The sequence below is a fragment of the Pandoraea apista genome, from assembly GCF_001465595.2.
GTDB lineage: Bacteria > Pseudomonadota > Gammaproteobacteria > Burkholderiales > Burkholderiaceae > Pandoraea > Pandoraea apista.
On the sequence record NZ_CP013481.2, the window covers coordinates 386,426 to 404,165 of the forward strand.

Sequence of the window (17,740 nt, forward strand, 5' to 3'; positions counted from 1 at the left end):
CATCGACAAGGAGAAAGACGGGAGGAAGTCATGATCGAAGCGGTTCTGCGCGGCGTGCGCCACATGGGCAACCAATTGACGGCGGTAATGCCACGCGCCGGAGGGGGTGGTTGCGGTATACATTTTGACGCTGGCGGACTGCATTTCGTTCGCCTGACGCGTGTGGCCGGGCTTGCACGGCTGCGCTTGGCAGGCTACGGGTCGGCCGTTCTGGAAGATGACATGGTGCGCGGCGCATTGATCGCCAAGCCCGAGGCGGTAGCCCGTCGTCTTGAAGAGTTGCTGGAGCGAATCGGTATCGACGGACAGGATCTGCGTGGCGACACCATCGTGCTTGCCCTTCCCGCACATGGGCTCAAAACGCAGGTCGTCGAGCACCCGGCGAATCTTCCGTCGCGTGCGTTGCGTGCCTGGTGCGAGCGGCGTGCCGCCTTGCTGCTGCCTGGGGATGGCGACCTCGACTTGCGCAATCGCGTAGGCGTCACGTGGGCCGACCCGGGAGAGCATCGGCTGCGGTTGTATGCCTGTGAGGCAGCCCTGGTGGATGACCGCGTCGCTGTGCTCGAAATGGCGGGGCTTCGGGTGCATGCGATCGACTCGGCACACGAGGCTGGGCGAAGAGCTTTCCGATGGGCCTGGCCAGAAGACGACGATACCGCAGGGGCTGAGCGAAGTGGCGCGCCTATGGCGCTGTTGCAGGTAGACACCCGCGATCTCGATTTGTCGGTATTCGATGCGGACACCTGTGTTGCCGATGCACGGGAACGATTTGACGGTGTCGGCGGCCATCCCGAGGCGTTGGCAAGTGTTGTGCGGGAATTGGTGACGAAACTGTCGGTCGCTCCACGTGTCATGTACGTGGCTGCACAAGGTGCAAGCTCCGGCGGACTCGTAGCAATCTGCGACGCGGTGAGTGTGGCGTGCCGCATGCCGGTGCGCCCCTTCGATCCCTTGCGGCGGTTTGAGACACCCGGGCCGGCTGGCCCGAGACGACAAACGTTCGCGCAGCGCACATCGCTTGCCGCGCCTTGCGGGCTGGCACTGCGTGCCATGTCGATGCAGGGGGTGGCATGCGAGTGAGCGCGACGATTCCTCCGCTCGATTTCCTCCCCACGCTAGCTCAGCTACGGCAGCGCGAATTCCGGCGGCAATGGCGCCTATGGGCGTGTGTGGCGGCATTTGGGGCGCTGGCGGCGCTCGCGCCGATTGCCCGGGACATTCAATTGCGTCGTGAGGCACAGTCGCAATTGGCGGCGTTACGTGCGGCAAGCGAAAAGTTGAGCGGAACGCTGGCGGCGTTCGATGTCACGGGGCGCAAGCTCGCCGTCATGGATGCTCATCGCCGGGCCACCGTGGCATTGATCGAACGGCGGCAACCGGTCGCCGCCCAGTTGCTGGACGTTATGCGCGCCTGTGCCGACGGTGTGAGGCTGACTGCGGTGAAGTCGGGCGACGGTCAACTTCGTATAGCCGGCTATGCCACAACACAATCGCGGGTTCGGGAAACCCAGAAGCGCTTGAGAGCCCTACCGTGGGTGCGCAAAGTGGCGGAAGTCGAATCGAGTGTCGTGCCGGAGAGCGTCAGACGCCAATGGGTGAGCGTCGCAGCGCAGGCACTGGTGCCAAATATCCGTCGATTCACGTTACGTATCGAACTGAAGGTTGACACCAACCCGGTCGCGCTCGTGATCGGCGCAGACGGCGGTGCCGTGAGCGAGGAGGTGTCCGATGTACGGTGAACGCCCTCCGCCGGACGACGTGCGAGATGTTCTTCACGACGTGGTGACCCGCTGGCGTGTGCGATGGGCGGCATGGATGTCGGTGTCTCCGGTCGAATGGGCGCGGCCGGTAAGGTGGACGCTGGCCGTACTGGCGTGGCTCATGGGGCTGGCAATGGCATGGTCCGTCTGGTGGCTGGTGGGCTTGCCGACGCGTGCGACCTTGCAGAAGGATCTGGGTGTCGAACAGAGGGCGCTGGCGCGAGCCAACGACGCTGCACGTCGATTGCCTGTTGCCATGACAGCGCTTCAGGAGGCAGAGGCCGAGTCGATGGCCTGGGCGCGCTTGTTGCCGCGCGCCGCGAAAAGTGACGTCGGCGGCATTCCCGACGCGAACCGGAATGAAGCATCGCTGCCGGGGTCGGCGAATGACGTGGATGCGGCGTGGCGTGCGGATCTTGAGCGCCTCGCCGCTCAAGCGGGCCTGACGCTGGAGAGGGCGCGAGCGGGGCCATCGGCATCGGCAGGCGAGATTGAGATCGAGCGTGCGGAAATACGAGTGAGGGGGCCCGTCGCGAGTGCACTCGGCTGGCTCGCTGAAATCGACAATTTGCCGCGTCATGTGGCCATCGAACATCTGTCGCTCGAGGGGCCAGGTATGGGATCGGCGGATAGCGCGGCTGGCGCGGATGGCGACGCCGGACTTGCGGTCACCGTTGCCGCTTACCTATGGCGGCAGCCGGCAGAACTATCCGGTGTTTTCCCTGGGAACCCCCTGCCATCGCTACCTTCGCCGGTGGCTCGCTGGCAAATGCCCAAGGACACAATCAATGTATTTCTGACGCCGCTCACGCGCCAATCGGGTCAGAGCGCCGTAACGATGGCGCCGTCTGGCGCATCGTCATCGATCGGGGACGAGAACCCTATCGGTTCGATGCGCTCGGGATCGCGCCGCGTCACGTTGCACCGGATGGCAACGACCGGGTTGTCGGCGACATGGAGCGAAGGGCTGTCACGGCGCGGGATGGTGAGCGGAGATGTTGAGGAGGCATCCGTCGACGTCACGCTTCATGGTGTCGAGGTGGTCGATGCACTGCGGACGTTCGCGCGCCTGATCGGGCGGAGCGTCGTGATCGGCGAGCGCGTTACGGGGCGTCTCGATATGGAGGTGCAGAACGTCTCCGCAGCCACAGCTTTCGACGTCATGATCCGGAGTGCCGGACTGGGTGTCCACTCCCTGAACGGGGTCGACTGGATCGCGCCGCGTGCCGACCTCCTGGCCGACGAGCAGACGCAACTCGAGGCCGCCGCGAAGCGTGCGGCACTGTTGCCGCTGGCAAGCCGGCGTTTCACGCTGAACTACCCGCGTGCGCTAGCATTGCGGGAGATCATCATGGGCGAGAAAGACAGCAAGGGGCAGCGGCTGTTGTCCTCACGCGGCAGTCTGATTGCCGACCCGCGTACGAACCAGCTCTTCGTGACCGACCTGCCGGAAAAGCTCGATACGCTGGCGTCGTTTATTGCGCGGATCGACGTGCCTGTCCGGCAGGTACTGATCGAAGCGCGCATCGTCGAGGCCGACGATCGGTTCAGCGAGTCGTTGGGCGTTCGTTTGGCGGGATACGATGGGCGAGGAGAGGCTGGACAGAAGCGTGCCGCTCAAACCGTAGCGGGCAATTCGTCCACCAACGCTGAGACGGGCTCGGGCGATGGGAGGTCAGTAGGCAATGCGCTCGATGTCGGCCTGCCGGCGGCGGCGCTGGCAGGTGTCACGCCGCCGAGTCTGGCCATCACGCTATTCGGCCGGTCGGCAACGCGCTTTCTGCAATTGGAGTTGTCGGCACTTGAGACGACCGGGCGTGGGCGCGTCGTCTCCCGCCCCCGTGTGGTCACGGCGGATAAGATCCAGGCCGTCATCGAGCAAGGTACCGAGTTGCCCTACCAGACTCGAAGTGGCCGTCGCAGTGTAACGTCCGTCCAGTTTCGGAAGGCCACGCTGAGGCTCGAAGTGACGCCGCTGATCACGCCTGACGGTCAGGTGATATTAGACGTCGACGTACGTAAGGACAGCGTCGGGCAAGCCGTGGCGGACGGATTTGCGGTGGACACCCGGCACGTCAAAACACAGGTGCAGGTCGAGAACGGCGGCACGGTGGCTATCGGCGGGATCTATCAGGAAGAGCGCCGCGACAGTCGCGCCAGCGTGCCATGGTTAGGCGATGTGCCTCTGCTGGGAGCGTTGTTCCGTAATCGCGCCAACAATGATCGTCGTACCGAATTGCTGGTGTTTCTTACGCCCAGTGTGGTGCCTGAGGGGGGGCACGGGGAAGAGAGCATCGATCCGGTGGGAGCGTTGCCCCCCGCCGCGGGTGAGGCAGTCGGCTCCCCGAGCCGTCGCGGCAGCGCGCGTGTATGGGGCGATAAACGGGAGCACAAACGGGAGTACAAACGGGGGCATAAATGGGCCGACGAGCAGGCCGACGAACGGGGAACGGTGCCGGCACGGGACTCAACCGCGGATTTCCCCCGACAGCACGGTCTCCCGCCCGCGCCTCTAACGGCGTCGGAGGCGCGCCCAGAGCCGTCGCAAACTGACCTGCCGGCTGGTCATCCGCGGCTCACCGGGGTGTTCCCTGAGGCGACGCGTTCCGCACGCCCGACGCATATCCCGGTATCATCAGGGATTGGAATCCAAATATCAGCGATTTATGCTGGAAAACGTAATACTTGTCGGACTGATGGGGGCGGGCAAGACCACGGTTGGACGCGCAGTGGCACGACGTCTCGGACGGCAGTTCTATGACTCCGACCATGAGATCGAGGCGCGCACGGGCGTGCGCATTCCGGTCATCTTCGAACATGAAGGCGAGGACGGTTTCCGTCAGCGCGAAGCCCAGACCATCGACGAACTCACACAACGACGCGGCATCGTACTCGCGACTGGCGGAGGCGCGGTGCTGCGCGCAGAGAATCGCGAGAACATCAAGTCGCGAGGCACCGTCGTCTATCTTCGTGCCAATCCGCATGACCTCTGGCTGCGCACACGGCGCGACAAAAATCGTCCGTTGTTGCAAACGGCAGACCCGCGCGCGCGTCTCGAACAGTTGTTTCAGGAGCGCGATGCCCTCTATCGCGAGTGCGCAACCTTCGTTATCGAAACCGGCAGGCCGAGCGTCAATGCGCTCGTCAACATGGTGCTGATGCAACTCGAGATGGCAGGGATCGTTCCCAGTAATCCCGGGGCGCCGCACGAAGGGCTGGAAGTTTCTGACGGTGGGCCGGCAAGGACTTCCGAGGCGGCGGCCGACGTTGCGCCGGATGTTGCGCATGAGGTGGCTGCACCGACCGGCGATGCCGGCACGGTGACGCCTCCCGCCGGACGCGATGACGCATTGCAGGCAATACCCCCGTCGCCGGCATCCGATACCCTTCCTCGCTGATTCCGCCGATATCGCTGAATATGACAACAAGCGGCATGATTACCCTCAAACTCGACCTTGGCGAGCGCGCCTATCCCATTCACATCGGCACGGACCTGCTCACGCAGGAAGCGCTGTTTGCGCCGCATGTGCGCGGTACGCACGCTGTGATCGTAACGAACACGACTGTCGCGCCGCTCTACGCGGAGCGTGTCGCCGCAACGTTGCAACGCCTCGGCAAGCGAGTGGTGACTGCGGTGCTGCCCGATGGCGAGGCACACAAGAACTGGCAGACGCTCAATCTGATCTTCGACGAACTGCTCGGGGCCCAGGCGGACCGCAAGGCCACACTGATTGCACTGGGTGGTGGTGTCGTCGGCGACATGACCGGGTTTGCCGCAGCTTGCTACATGCGGGGTGTCCCCTTCGTGCAAGTACCGACGACGTTGCTCGCGCAGGTCGATTCATCGGTTGGCGGCAAGACGGGGATTAATCACCCGCTCGGCAAAAACATGATCGGGGCGTTTTGGCAGCCGAGCGCGGTACTCGCCGACATCGGCACGTTGTCCACGCTACCCGAGCGTGAGTTGGCGGCAGGATTGGCGGAAGTCATCAAGCACGGCGCGATTGCCGATGAAAAGTACTTCGACTGGATCGAAGCCAATATCGGCGCGTTGAACGCCCGCGATACGGCGGCGCTCTCCTACGGGGTGCAGCGTTCCTGCGAGATCAAGGCGCAAGTCGTCGCCAGCGACGAACGCGAGCAGGGGTTGCGCGCCACGTTGAACTTCGGGCATACGTTCGGTCATGCCATTGAGGCCGGACTCGGGTATGGCGAATGGTTGCACGGTGAGGCTGTGGGGTGCGGCATGGTAATGGCTGCCGATCTGTCGGCGCGATTGGGCTTCATCGACGAAGCACTAGTGCCGCGGATCAAGGCATTGGTCACGGCGGCCAAATTGCCGGTGAAAGCGCCGGACCTCGGAGAGGATCGCTACATCGATCTGATGCGAGTCGACAAGAAGGCGGAAGGCGGCGACATCCGCTTCGTGCTGCTCAACCGGCTGGGCCAAGCGTTCATGACGAGCGTTCCCGACGCAGAGCTTCGCGCCACGTTGCGCGCCAACATCTGAGGACGGAGGGCTGGCGATGATCGATTATGAAGCGTCGCTTGCCCCTTACGCGGCGCGCTCCAACGCGTCACGCGGGCGGCGGTTCGCGGAACCGGCGCCAACGACGCGCACGGAATTCCAGCGCGACCGCGACCGTATCATTCATTCGACCGCATTTCGGCGGCTCGAATACAAGACGCAAGTTTTCGTGAATCACGAAGGCGATCTGTTCCGCACGCGCCTGACACACAGTCTGGAAGTCGCGCAGATCGGCCGTTCGATCGCAAGGAATCTGCGCGTCAACGAAGACCTTGTCGAGGCAATTGCGTTGGCGCATGACCTGGGGCACACCCCCTTTGGTCACGCAGGGCAAGACGCGCTCAACGCGTGCATGCAGGATTACGGCGGATTCGAGCACAATCTGCAAAGCCTGATTGTCGTTGATGAACTCGAGGAGCATTACGGCGGGTTCAACGGTCTGAACCTCTGCTTCGAGACACGGGAAGGCATACTCAAACATTGCTCCCGCGCCAATGCACGAGGGCTCGGCGAGCTTGGTGAGCGGTTTCTCAAGGGGCGGCAGCCTGGCATTGAAGCGCAGATTGCCAATCTGGCCGACGAGATCGCCTACAACAACCATGATATTGACGATGGCGTGCGCTCAGGCCTGCTATCGCTCGATCAGCTCGACGACGTGCCGCTCTGGAAGCGTTATTGCACCGAAGCACGGGCGGCATGGCCGGAGATCGCTGGCCGGCGGTTGGTGCACGAAACGACGCGACGGATCATCAACGCGCTCATCGTCGACCTGATCACGACCACACGCCAGCGTGTAGCAGACGCTTCCCCGTCCTCAATCGACGACGTGCGAGGCGCGGGACCGCTGGTGGCCTTCAGCAGTGAGATGCGCGAGCAGGCCGGACAACTCAAGCGGTTCTTGTTCGACAATCTGTATCGGCATTACCTCGTGATGCGAATGTCCGCGAAAGCGCAGCGCATCGTTCAGGAATTGTTCGACGCATTCCTCGCCGATCCACGGCTGCTGCCACCGAATTACCATACCGAGAACGTCGAGGATCAGCCCCGTTGGATTGCACACTACGTGGCCGGGATGACGGATCGCTATGCCATCAAGGAATACCGAAGGCTTTTCACGATTGAGCCGACGCTCTGATGCGCAGACGGGAACCAAACGAAACAGCCGGCGTTAGCCGGCTGTTTTAATGTTGGTAGCTACGACGAGGGCGGAGGGCCGCCTTTCGTCGGCAGGGGAGAATTAGCTGCGACCCGCGATAAACCCGAGTACCAGTGCCACGGCGGCCACGGTACCCACGGTCTGCCACGGCCGTTCGTGCACATAGCCGTCGGCTTCTTCCCAGACTTCATTGGCACGGAGTCGCAGATTGGCGCGAGCATCGCCGAAGTCGCTACGGGCCTGACGCAACTTGTCGCCGATTTCGGCGCGCAGCGCTTCGACGTCGGAGGCTGACTTCGCGTTGGACAGCGCGTGGTCCAGATCGTCCAGAAGGTCGCGAACACGCGACGATACGTCGCTGCTCGCCAATCGCGCTGCGCGAGCCGTACGCCTGCCGGCATAGCGCGCATCTTCCAGACCGCTGTTGAGTGCCGTTTCCGCTTTCGAGGCAATTCCCATTTTCAGACTCCCAAGAGGTGGTATTGAAACGCGGCGTTCGATGGACCCGGATGGGCCGACGCCGGTGGAACCCTGAGGCGAACGGCCATTATGGCGCGGCAGTTCGCGTGCGTACACCTTTACAGACCGGGGAAGAAGAAAGAAAGTTGCGGCGTGTTCGCTGAAGATCGTGTGAGAAGGCGCCTACATTGCCCTCGAAAATGAGAAAACGCCGCATGAAGCGGCGTTTTCGGAGCAGCTCGGCGCGTCTTTCAACGCGTCAAGGCTGTTTAGAAGCGATAACCCAGCGACAGGAACGTCACCACCGGATTCAGCCTGACCTTGGCTTCGCTGGTCGTGGTGATAGGACCGCGAGTCGTGGTCAGCTTGGCCGTCGTGCTGACCGGGATGTACGACACGGAGAAAGCCAGCGTCCAATGCTTGTCCATGTTGTAGTTGATACCGGCGTTGAAGACCGGGGCCCACGAGTTAGTCAGGCTTGCCGTGGTGTTACCGCCGGGGCCGAGGGTCAGCGCATTGCTGGCCAGCGACTGGAAGCCCGGTGTGAGCTCGATGTTCGAGTAGAAGAAGTAGCTTGCACCGATGCCCAGGAACGGACGCCACGTGTCGTTCGCCTGGCCGAAGTAGTACTTCAGCAACAGCGCGGGGCTCCACTGTTTTGCCGAGGCCAGCGAACCGCCACCCGGCAGCGCGAGCTTGCCCTGACCGTACAGACGGAACTTCGGCGGAACGCCGAGCACGGCTTCCACTGCGATGTTGTCGGTGAAGAAGTGGGCAAACGTGATGCCTACCGTGTCTGCGTCGTCCACCTGTGCGCCGGTATTGCCCAATTGGCTATTCAATGCATTGGCCAGGCCGGGCACGTTCGAACCCGTCACCCGCAGCGGATCGCTCGAAACCTGGGGCGAGAGGTGGAACCAGCCAAGGTTGATAACGTTATCGCCAGCTTGCTGCGCGAAGGCGGCCCCCGATGCCGTCAGCATGGCTGCGGCAGCAATCGTCAAATGCTTCAACTTCATCGATTCGTCTCCTGCTCAAGATTCTTTATTGTCGAGAATTTCGTTAAATGAAATTCAGGGCCATTATGCCGACCGTGCAAAACGTCGGATAGCAAGAGTCTGGAGGCCGCGCTCTAAAGGTGTTGTTTCTGCGCATCGACTCATGGAATGCCCTTAGAAAAAAGGGCTGGACGAAAGAAAAGCGTGCCTTTATACGTCAGGCACGCTTTAGGAATTCACTGCGGAGTCCGATATGCCGGACGCATTATGCGTCCCGCACACTGAGGTTAGAACTTGTAGCCGAGCGATACGAAGGTCACAATCGGATTCAGCTTGATGTCGGCGTCGGAGGACGAGAGCACCGTGCCGTCCTGCGCCTTGATCTTGATGTTCGCGGTAGTCTTGAGTGGCAGGTAGGAGACTGAGGCGCTCGCGACCCAGTGCTTGTCGAAGGCGTAGGAGAAGCCGGCGTTAAATACCGGTTGCCACGACGCCGACGATTTCGCTTCCACGCTCGTCGGGCCGTTATGCCCCGAAGTAAAAGCGAGCACGCTGCCGAAATTCTGATTCAACGCCGCTTCGAAATTCGGATTGAGATTGACGTTGGTAAAGAACGTATAGCTCACGCCGACACCCAGAAATGGGCGCCACGTCGAATTGGCCTGACCGAAGTAATACTGCAGCACGAGGGCTGGGCTCCATTGGCGAACGCTTTGCACAATCGGGTTGTTTTGCGCAGCGCCGAGGTCGATACTCGTGAGCGCGCCGGCAATGCCCGGCGGCGCGATCACGCCCTGACCCGTGAGCTTGAATTTGGCGGGAACGCCAGCCACCGACTGCAAGGCAATGTTGTCGGTGAAGAAGTGAGTAATGACAAGCCCGAGCGTGTCGGCGTTGCTGACCTTCGCGCCGCTGCCCGGGGAAGTGAAGTTCGACGGCACCAGGGCAGGCGTGAGACCCTCCTGAGTGACGCTGGTGGTCATCGGCTTGCTGGAGTCTTGCGGGGCGATGTGAAACCACCCGAGGTTGACGACGTTGTCGCCGGCTTGTTGTGCAATGGCGCAGGTGGACGCCAGGGAAACGCCGAGTCCGAGCGCGCAAAAACGCGCCGCGGACCAATAGGTCCGAGTTGTCATTTGTCTATCCTCCCAAGATTATTTATTTATTTTTCGATGCATTATGCGCTTGGGATTTCGCGGCGCAATTGCCGGATCTAGAGCTTTTGTACGAATCAATGGGGTTTGGCTAGATATCAGTATTTAAAGAGGTTTTTTAAGATAAAACCCTCTCGCAAATCGTGATGTCGAGCTTTAAAGCATTACATTTGAATAAGCATGGCCCGATTACCGAGACTTTTCATTCCGCGCCAACCGCAACACATTATTTTGCGTGGCAATAACCGGCAGGCAATCTTCGTGGACGATGAAGACCGGCGTGTATTTCACGACCGGCTTCGCGACGCTGCACGCGCTCACGGGCTGGCCATTCACGCGTGGTGCATGATGCCGAACCATCTGCATCTGGTTGCCACGCCGTCAGACGAGCGCAGCCTGCCCGCCACCTTGCAGGCGGTCGGCCGCTATTACGTGCTGTATTTCAATCGTCGCCACCTGCGCACCGGCACGCTGTGGGAGGGCCGGTATCGCGCCACCGTGATCGAGGCCGAGCACTATCTGCTGCTCGCCAGCCGTTACGTCGAACTCAATCCGGTGCGTGCAGGGTTGGCGGATGCGCCTGGCAATTACGTATGGTCGAGCTACAACCATCACGTCGGTCTCACGGTCGACAGTCTGGTGACGGACCACGCACTCTATTGGGCGCTTGGGAATACGCCGTTCGAGCGTCAGCGTGCTTACGCGGAGGGGTTCTCGACGCCGCTGCCGCCGCACGAAGTCGACGCATTGCGTACAGCAACACAGAAAGGGTGGTTGCTCGGCGGTCCGGAATATCAGGCCCGCATGTCGCTTGCGGCGAATCGCCGAGTGAGTCCACTTACGCGGGGCCGACCCCGTAAAACGGTGTCCGACACGCTTTGATGCCTCTCCCGGCAGGCCGATTCCGGCCTGCCATTCATCTTCCAAGCATTTGAAATCACAGATTTTTTGTTGGTAGCTCTGCTGCACGAAAATAATCTGACCCCAATAAAAACAAGCCTTCTTTTGGTGCGGTTTTTAATTGGAATCTGACCCCATTAAAATATTTTGTCATTGTGAATTTCATGGCGTATATTCCAACTTCGGCCGATTGGTGCGATGCGCAAAAGCGTGCGCGCTGAGTCGGCTCCTGTGGCAACGCCCGAGAACGATCTTCGACGTGCGCGAATCCGCAGCCCTGGCCCGCCCGGCCAACCCCCACTTAACCCGGTCGACCGCGACGAGCATGCGCGCGGCGACCTCGCCAAGAGACGGTGTAACTCGTGGAAAAGAAACAACAACCGATTGCGACGGCAGCAGCGCTGCCGGGTGAGGCGTACTTGGCGCCGGCCGCACAGGGCATGTACGACCCGGCCAACGAACACGATGCCTGCGGCGTCGGCTTCGTGGCGCACATCAAGGGCGTGAAAAGCCACGCCATCGTCGAGCAGGGCCTGAAGATTCTCGAAAACCTCGATCACCGGGGCGCCGTTGGTGCCGACCCGTTGATGGGTGACGGCGCCGGTATCCTGTTGCAGATTCCCGACCAGTTCTACCGTGAAGAGATGGCCAGGCAGGGTGTGACGCTGCCGCCGGCCGGCGAATATGGCGTCGGCATGATCTTCTTGCCGAAGGAGCACGCGTCGCGTCTGGCCTGCGAGCAGGAACTGGAGCGCACCGTGAAGGCCGAGGGGCAGGTCGTGCTGGGCTGGCGCGATGTTGCGATCGACCGCGACATGCCGATGTCGCCCAACGTGAAGGCCACCGAGCCGGTGATCCGCCAGATTTTCATCGGCCGCGGTCAGGACATCATGGTGACGGACGCTCTGGAGCGTAAGCTGTACGTCATCCGCAAGACGGCGAGCCACCGCATTCAGGCGCTCAAGCTCAAGCACGGCAAGGAGTATTTCGTGCCGTCGATGTCGGCACGCACGGTTGTCTACAAGGGCCTGCTGCTGTGCGATCAGGTTGGCCGCTACTACCGCGATCTGGCCGACCCGCGCACTGTCTCCGCACTCGCACTCGTTCACCAGCGCTTCTCGACGAACACGTTCCCGGCCTGGGAACTGGCCCACCCGTATCGCATGGTGGCGCACAACGGTGAGATCAACACCGTGAAGGGCAATGTGAACTGGATCAACGCCCGCACGGGCGCGATCTCGTCGGCCGTACTCGGCAACGATCTGCAAAAGCTGTGGCCGCTGATCTATCCGGGGCAGTCGGACACCGCGTCGTTCGACAACTGCCTCGAAATGCTCACGATGGCCGGCTATCCGCTTGCCCACGCCGTGATGATGATGATTCCGGAAGCGTGGGAGCAGCACACGCTGATGGACGAGAACCGCCGCGCATTCTACGAATACCACGCCGCGATGATGGAGCCGTGGGACGGCCCCGCCGCCATCGCGTTCACCGATGGCCGTCAGATCGGCGCTACGCTCGACCGTAATGGTCTGCGTCCGGCACGCTTCGTGATTACCGACGACGACATGGTCATTCTGGCGTCGGAGTCGGGCGTGCTGCCGATCCCCGAGTCGAAGATCGTGAAGAAGTGGCGTTTGCAGCCGGGCAAGATGTTCCTGATCGACATGGAGCAAGGCCGCATCATCGACGACAAGGAGCTCAAGGACAACCTCGCCAACGCGAAGCCGTACAAGAGCTGGATCGACGCCGTGCGCATCAAGCTCGACGAAATCGAGCCGAAGGTCGAAGAAGCCGGCGTGCATCACGACACGGCCACGCCGCTGCTCGACTTGCAGCAGGCATTCGGCTATACGCAGGAAGAAGTGAAGCTGCTGATGACGCCGATGGCGATCAACGGCGAAGAAGCCGTGGGCTCGATGGGCAACGACAGCCCGCTCGCGGTCATGAGCAACAAGAACAAGACGCTCTATCACTACTTCCGCCAGCTCTTCGCGCAGGTGACGAACCCGCCGATCGATCCGATCCGCGAGAACATGGTGATGTCGCTGGTGTCGTTTATCGGCCCGAAGCCGAACCTGCTCGACACGAACAACATCAACCCGCCGATGCGCCTCGAAGTGTCGCAGCCGGTGCTGGACTTCAAGGAAATCTCGAAGATCCGCCACATCGACAAGTACACCGGCGGCAAATTCCGCTCGTACGAGTTGAACATCTGCTATCCGGTGGCATGGGGCAAGGAAGGGATCGAAGCGCGTCTCGCCTCGCTGTGTGCGGAAGCCGTCGATGCCGTGAAGTCGGGCTATAACATCCTGATCGTCTCGGATCGTCTGACGAACCGCGAACAAGTCGCGATTCCGGCGCTGCTCGCCACGTCTGCCGTGCACCAGCATCTGGTCGCACAGGGCCTGCGCACGAGCACGGGCCTCGTGGTCGAAACCGGTTCGGCGCGTGAGGTGCATCACTTCGCGTTGCTCGCGGGCTACGGCGCGGAAGCCGTGCATCCGTATCTCGCGATGGAGACGCTTGCCCAGATCGCCCGCAAGCAAGGCGGCGACCTGACGCCGGAGAAGGCGATCAAGCATTTCGTCAAGGCAGTCGGCAAGGGCCTGCACAAGGTCATGTCGAAGATGGGCATCTCCACGTACATGTCGTACACGGGGGCGCAGATTTTCGAAGCCATCGGCCTGTCGCAGGAACTGGTGAAGAAGTACTTCCAGGGCACGGCCTCGAACGTTGGCGGGATCGGTATCTTCGAAGTGGCCGAGGAAGCTGTGCGTCTGCATCGCGAGGCCTTCGGCGACAACCCGGTGCTGGCCAACATGCTCGACGCCGGCGGCGAATACGCATTCCGTATTCGCGGTGAAGATCACATGTGGACGCCGGACGCCATTGCCAAGCTCCAGCACTCGACCCGCTCGAACTCGTACCAGACGTACAAGGAATACGCGAACCTCATCAACGACCAGAGCAAGCGTCACATGACGTTGCGCGGTTTGTTCGAGTTCCGCGTCGATCCGCAGCGCGCGATTCCGCTTGATCAGGTGGAGCCGGCCAAGGACATCGTGAAGCGTTTCGCCACGGGCGCGATGTCGCTCGGTTCGATCTCGACCGAAGCCCACGCCACGCTGGCTGTCGCGATGAACCGTATCGGCGGCAAGTCGAACACGGGTGAGGGCGGTGAAGATCCGCGCCGCTATCGCAATGAACTGAAGGGTATTCCGATCAAGAAGGGCGAATCGCTCGCATCGATCGTCGGTCGCGATGTCATCGAGACGGATATCGAACTTCAGGACGGCGATTCGCTGCGCTCGCGCATCAAGCAGGTGGCGTCGGGCCGCTTTGGTGTGACGGCCGATTATCTGGTCTCGGCCGACCAGATTCAGATCAAGATGGCGCAGGGCGCGAAGCCGGGCGAAGGCGGTCAGTTGCCGGGCCACAAGGTGACGGAATACATCGGCAAGCTGCGTTACTCGGTGCCGGGTGTGGGCCTGATTTCGCCGCCGCCGCACCACGACATCTACTCGATCGAAGATCTGGCGCAGCTCATTCACGATCTGAAGAACGTGAATTCGTCGTCGTCGATCTCGGTGAAGCTCGTGTCCGAGGTGGGGGTGGGTACGGTGGCTGCCGGTGTCGCGAAGGCCAAGGCCGATCACGTGGTGATCGCCGGTCACGACGGCGGTACGGGCGCCTCGCCGCTGTCGTCGGTGAAGTATGCCGGCACGCCGTGGGAACTGGGTCTGGCGGAAACGCAGCAGACGCTGGTGCTCAACCGTCTGCGCGGTCGTATCCGCGTGCAGGCCGACGGTCAGATGAAGACCGGTCGCGACGTGGTGATCGGCGCACTGCTCGGCGCCGACGAATTCGGTTTTGCGACGGCGCCGCTCGTCGTCGAAGGCTGCATCATGATGCGCAAGTGCCACCTGAACACTTGCCCGGTGGGCGTGGCAACGCAGGATCCGGTGCTGCGCAAGAAATTCCAGGGCAAGCCGGAACACGTCGTCAATTACTTCTTCTTCGTGGCCGAGGAAGTGCGCGAGATCATGGCGCAACTGGGCATTGCGAAGTTCGACGATCTGATCGGCCGCGCCGATCTGCTCAACACCAAGTCGGGCGTTGAGCATTGGAAGGCGAAGGGGCTCGACTTCTCGCGCATCTTCTATCAGCCGGAGGTGGAAGCCGACGTGCCGCGTCTGCATGTCGAATCGCAAGACCACGGCCTGGCCGGCGCACTCGATCACGCGCTCATCGAAAAGGCCATGCCTGCGCTGGAAAAGGGCGAGCACGTTTCGTTCATCCAGCCGGTGCGCAACCGTAACCGTACGGTCGGCGCCATGCTCTCGGGCGAAGTGGCCAAGCGTTACGGTCACGAAGGTTTGCCGGAAGACACGATCCACGTGCAACTCAAGGGCACGGCGGGCCAGAGCTTCGGTGCATTCCTCGCGCGCGGCATCACGCTCGATCTGGTGGGCGACGGGAACGACTATGTGGGCAAGGGCCTGTCGGGCGGGCGCATCATTGTGCGTCCGACCAACGACTTCCGTGGCAACGCCGAAGACAACATCATCGTGGGCAACACCGTGATGATCGGCGCCATCGAAGGCGAAGCTTTCTTCAACGGCGTGGCCGGCGAACGCTTCTGCGTGCGCAACTCGGGGGCGACGGCGGTGGTGGAAGGCACGGGCGATCACGGTTGCGAATACATGACCGGCGGTACGGTGGTCGTGCTGGGCGAGACCGGCCGTAACTTTGCTGCGGGGATGTCGGGCGGTGTGGCTTACGTGTACGACGCCGACGGCACGTTTGCTGCCAAGTGCAACACGGCGATGGTCGCGCTCGATCCGGTGCTGCCGCATGGCGAGCAGGAGCGCACGGTGAGTCAGGGGCTGTGGCATCGCGGCCAGACCGACGAAGCGCAACTGCGCGACCTGATCGAGCGTCACTTCCAGTACACGGGCTCCACGCGTGCGAAGGCGCTGCTCGAAGACTGGGACGGCGCACGCCGCAAGTTCGTGAAGGTGTTCCCGAACGAATACAAGCGTGCCTTGGGCGAAATGGCCAAGGCAGGTGACAAACAAGCACTGGCGGCCTGAAGCCGCTCGCGCGGCAACGCGACGGGGTGAGGGCCCCGTGGCGTGCCGCGCGCCGGTGAGGCACGGTAACCACAAAACTTTCCGACTGAAGAAACATGGGCAAGGTCACAGGTTTTCTCGAATTCGAGCGCCAGAGCGAGTCGTACGAAGCACCGCTGGCACGGGTAAAGCACTACAAGGAGTTCGTGCTCGCGCTCTCCGACGATCAGGCAAAGGTGCAGGGCGCACGCTGCATGGACTGCGGCATTCCGTTCTGTAACAACGGTTGCCCGGTCAACAACATCATTCCCGACTTCAACGATCTGGTGTATCGCCAGGACTGGAAGTCGGCCATCTCCGTGCTGCACTCGACGAACAACTTTCCGGAGTTCACGGGCCGCATCTGCCCGGCGCCGTGCGAAGCCGCGTGCACGCTGAATATCAATAGCGATGCCGTCGGCATCAAGTCGATCGAGCACGCGATCATCGACAAGGCGTGGAGCGAAGGCTGGGTCGAGCCGCAACCTGCGAAGCACAAGACCGGCAAGACGGTTGCCGTCGTCGGTTCGGGGCCGGCAGGCATGGCGGTCGCGCAGCAACTCGCGCGCGCCGGTCACGACGTGACCGTGTTCGAGAAGAACGATCGTGTGGGCGGTCTGCTGCGTTATGGCATTCCCGACTTCAAGCTGGAGAAGTGGCTGATCGACCGCCGCATGCGTCAGATGGAAGCCGAGGGTGTGACGTTCCGCACGGGTGTCTATGTCGGTAAAGACGCTCCCGATGCGCACATCAACAACTTCTCCAAAGAGACGATCTCGCCGGAGCAGTTGCAGGCACAGTTCGACGCCGTGGTCATCGCCGGCGGCGCAGAGCAACCGCGTGATCTGCCGGTGCCGGGCCGCGAGCTGGACGGCATTCATTTCGCGATGGAATTCCTGCCTCAGCAGAACAAGGTCAACGCCGGCGACAAGCTGGCGAACCAACTGCTGGCCACGGGCAAGAACGTGATCGTGATCGGCGGTGGCGACACCGGCTCCGATTGCGTGGGCACGTCGAATCGCCACGGCGCAAAGAGCGTGACGCAGTTCGAGCTGCTGCCCCAGCCGCCCGAGCAGGAAAACAAGCCGATGGTGTGGCCGTATTGGCCGACCAAGCTGCGCACGTCGTCGAGTCACGAAGAGGGCTGCGAGCGCGACTGGTCGGTGGCGACGAAGCGCTTCGAAGGCAAGAACGGCAAGGTCGAGAAGCTGATCGCCGTGCGTCTCGAATGGAAGGACGGCAAGATGCAGGAAGTGGCGGGCTCGGAATTCGAACTCAAGGCCGATCTGGTGTTGCTGGCCATGGGCTTCGTCTCGCCGTTGCAGACGGTGCTCGACGCGTTCGGTGTCGACAAGGACGCGCGTGGCAACGTGCGTGCCTCGACCGAAGGCGAGCGTGCCTACACGACGAACCTGCCGAAGGTATTTGCGGCCGGTGACGTGCGGCGCGGCCAGTCGCTGGTGGTGTGGGCAATTCGCGAAGGCCGTCAGTGCGCGCGCGCTGTCGACGAGTTCCTGATGGGACACTCGGAATTGCCGCGCTAAGCCTCAACAGCATCAAGCGCGCCCTCCGGGGTGCGCGCAGGTAATGCCTGCCAAAACCACAAATACGGGGTTGAGAGGAGGGGCGCAGAGGTAGGCATCTGCGTCACTGTGGAGAAACCGTCCGGAC

Annotated in this window: 12 protein-coding genes and 1 pseudogene; 9 read left to right on the plus strand and 4 right to left on the minus strand. The window is 62.0% G+C overall.

Features of this window, described 5'->3' with window-relative positions; translation table 11 throughout:
• The first annotated feature begins 30 nt into the window (after positions 1–30).
• The 6 genes and pseudogenes from pilM (at position 31) to AT395_RS01795 (ending at position 7,423) form a co-directional block, all read left to right on the plus strand.
• Positions 31–1,080: a type IV pilus biogenesis protein PilM gene (gene pilM, locus AT395_RS01770; RefSeq protein WP_048628218.1), complete on the plus strand. Its 1,050-nt coding sequence runs from the start codon at positions 31–33 to the stop codon at positions 1,078–1,080.
• Entirely contained in the window at positions 1,071–1,739 is a 669-nt protein-coding gene (locus AT395_RS01775; protein ID WP_125347731.1) for a PilN domain-containing protein, read from the plus strand. Before pilM ends, AT395_RS01775 begins: the two co-directional genes overlap by 10 nt.
• The gene (gene pilQ / locus AT395_RS01780) at positions 1,729–4,521 is read left to right on the plus strand and encodes a type IV pilus secretin PilQ (RefSeq protein WP_048628216.1); all 2,793 of its coding nucleotides are present in this window, start codon (positions 1,729–1,731) and stop codon (positions 4,519–4,521) included. The genes AT395_RS01775 and pilQ overlap by 11 nt, the downstream gene beginning before the upstream one ends.
• A pseudogene (locus tag AT395_RS01785) lies at positions 4,427–4,945 on the plus strand (shikimate kinase); the annotation flags it as partial. The gene pilQ and the pseudogene AT395_RS01785, both read left to right, overlap by 95 nt.
• Before the next feature lie 248 nt (positions 4,946–5,193).
• Positions 5,194–6,270: a 3-dehydroquinate synthase gene (gene aroB / locus AT395_RS01790; protein WP_042117505.1), complete on the plus strand. Its 1,077-nt coding sequence runs from the start codon at positions 5,194–5,196 to the stop codon at positions 6,268–6,270.
• A gap of 16 nt (positions 6,271–6,286) precedes the next feature.
• Positions 6,287–7,423 carry a deoxyguanosinetriphosphate triphosphohydrolase gene (locus AT395_RS01795; protein ID WP_048628215.1) on the plus strand — a complete coding sequence of 379 codons (1,137 nt, stop codon included), beginning with the start codon at positions 6,287–6,289 and terminating at the stop codon, positions 7,421–7,423.
• A gap of 102 nt (positions 7,424–7,525) precedes the next feature.
• Here AT395_RS01795 and AT395_RS01800 read toward each other — a convergent pair whose 3' ends face one another.
• The 3 genes from AT395_RS01800 to AT395_RS01810 all read right to left on the minus strand — a co-directional run bounded on the left by AT395_RS01800 (position 7,526) and on the right by AT395_RS01810 (position 10,037).
• Positions 7,526–7,903 (minus strand): ElaB/YgaM/YqjD family protein, encoded by a 378-nt coding sequence (locus AT395_RS01800; protein ID WP_048628214.1) that lies wholly within the window; start codon positions 7,901–7,903, stop codon positions 7,526–7,528.
• Between the two features lie 269 nt (positions 7,904–8,172).
• Positions 8,173–8,922, minus strand: a complete 750-nt coding sequence (locus tag AT395_RS01805; protein WP_042113396.1) for an OmpW/AlkL family protein — start codon at positions 8,920–8,922, stop codon at positions 8,173–8,175.
• Between the two features lie 266 nt (positions 8,923–9,188).
• Positions 9,189–10,037, minus strand: a complete 849-nt coding sequence (locus tag AT395_RS01810; protein WP_042113394.1) for an OmpW/AlkL family protein — start codon at positions 10,035–10,037, stop codon at positions 9,189–9,191.
• A 198-nt stretch (positions 10,038–10,235) separates the two neighbouring features.
• On the opposite strand from AT395_RS01810, the gene AT395_RS01815 reads away from it, so the two are divergent.
• A complete protein-coding gene (locus AT395_RS01815; protein WP_048628213.1) occupies positions 10,236–10,937 on the plus strand; it encodes a transposase in 702 nt (233 codons plus the stop codon).
• Positions 10,938–10,992: 55 nt separating this feature from the next.
• Here the strand turns inward: AT395_RS01815 and AT395_RS26220 are convergent, their stop codons facing one another.
• Positions 10,993–11,121: a hypothetical protein gene (locus tag AT395_RS26220; protein WP_257787204.1), complete on the minus strand. Its 129-nt coding sequence runs from the start codon at positions 11,119–11,121 to the stop codon at positions 10,993–10,995.
• A 196-nt stretch (positions 11,122–11,317) separates the two neighbouring features.
• On the opposite strand from AT395_RS26220, the gene AT395_RS01820 reads away from it, so the two are divergent.
• Together AT395_RS01820 and AT395_RS01825 are read left to right on the plus strand one after the other, a co-directional pair.
• Complete coding sequence (locus AT395_RS01820; RefSeq protein WP_376738420.1) at positions 11,318–16,051, plus strand: glutamate synthase-related protein; 4,734 nt, start codon at positions 11,318–11,320, stop codon at positions 16,049–16,051.
• Positions 16,052–16,146: 95 nt separating this feature from the next.
• On the plus strand, positions 16,147–17,613 hold the full coding sequence (locus AT395_RS01825) for a glutamate synthase subunit beta (RefSeq protein ID WP_042113392.1): 1,467 nt from the start codon (positions 16,147–16,149) through the stop codon (positions 17,611–17,613).
• The last annotated feature ends 127 nt before the right edge of the window (positions 17,614–17,740 follow it).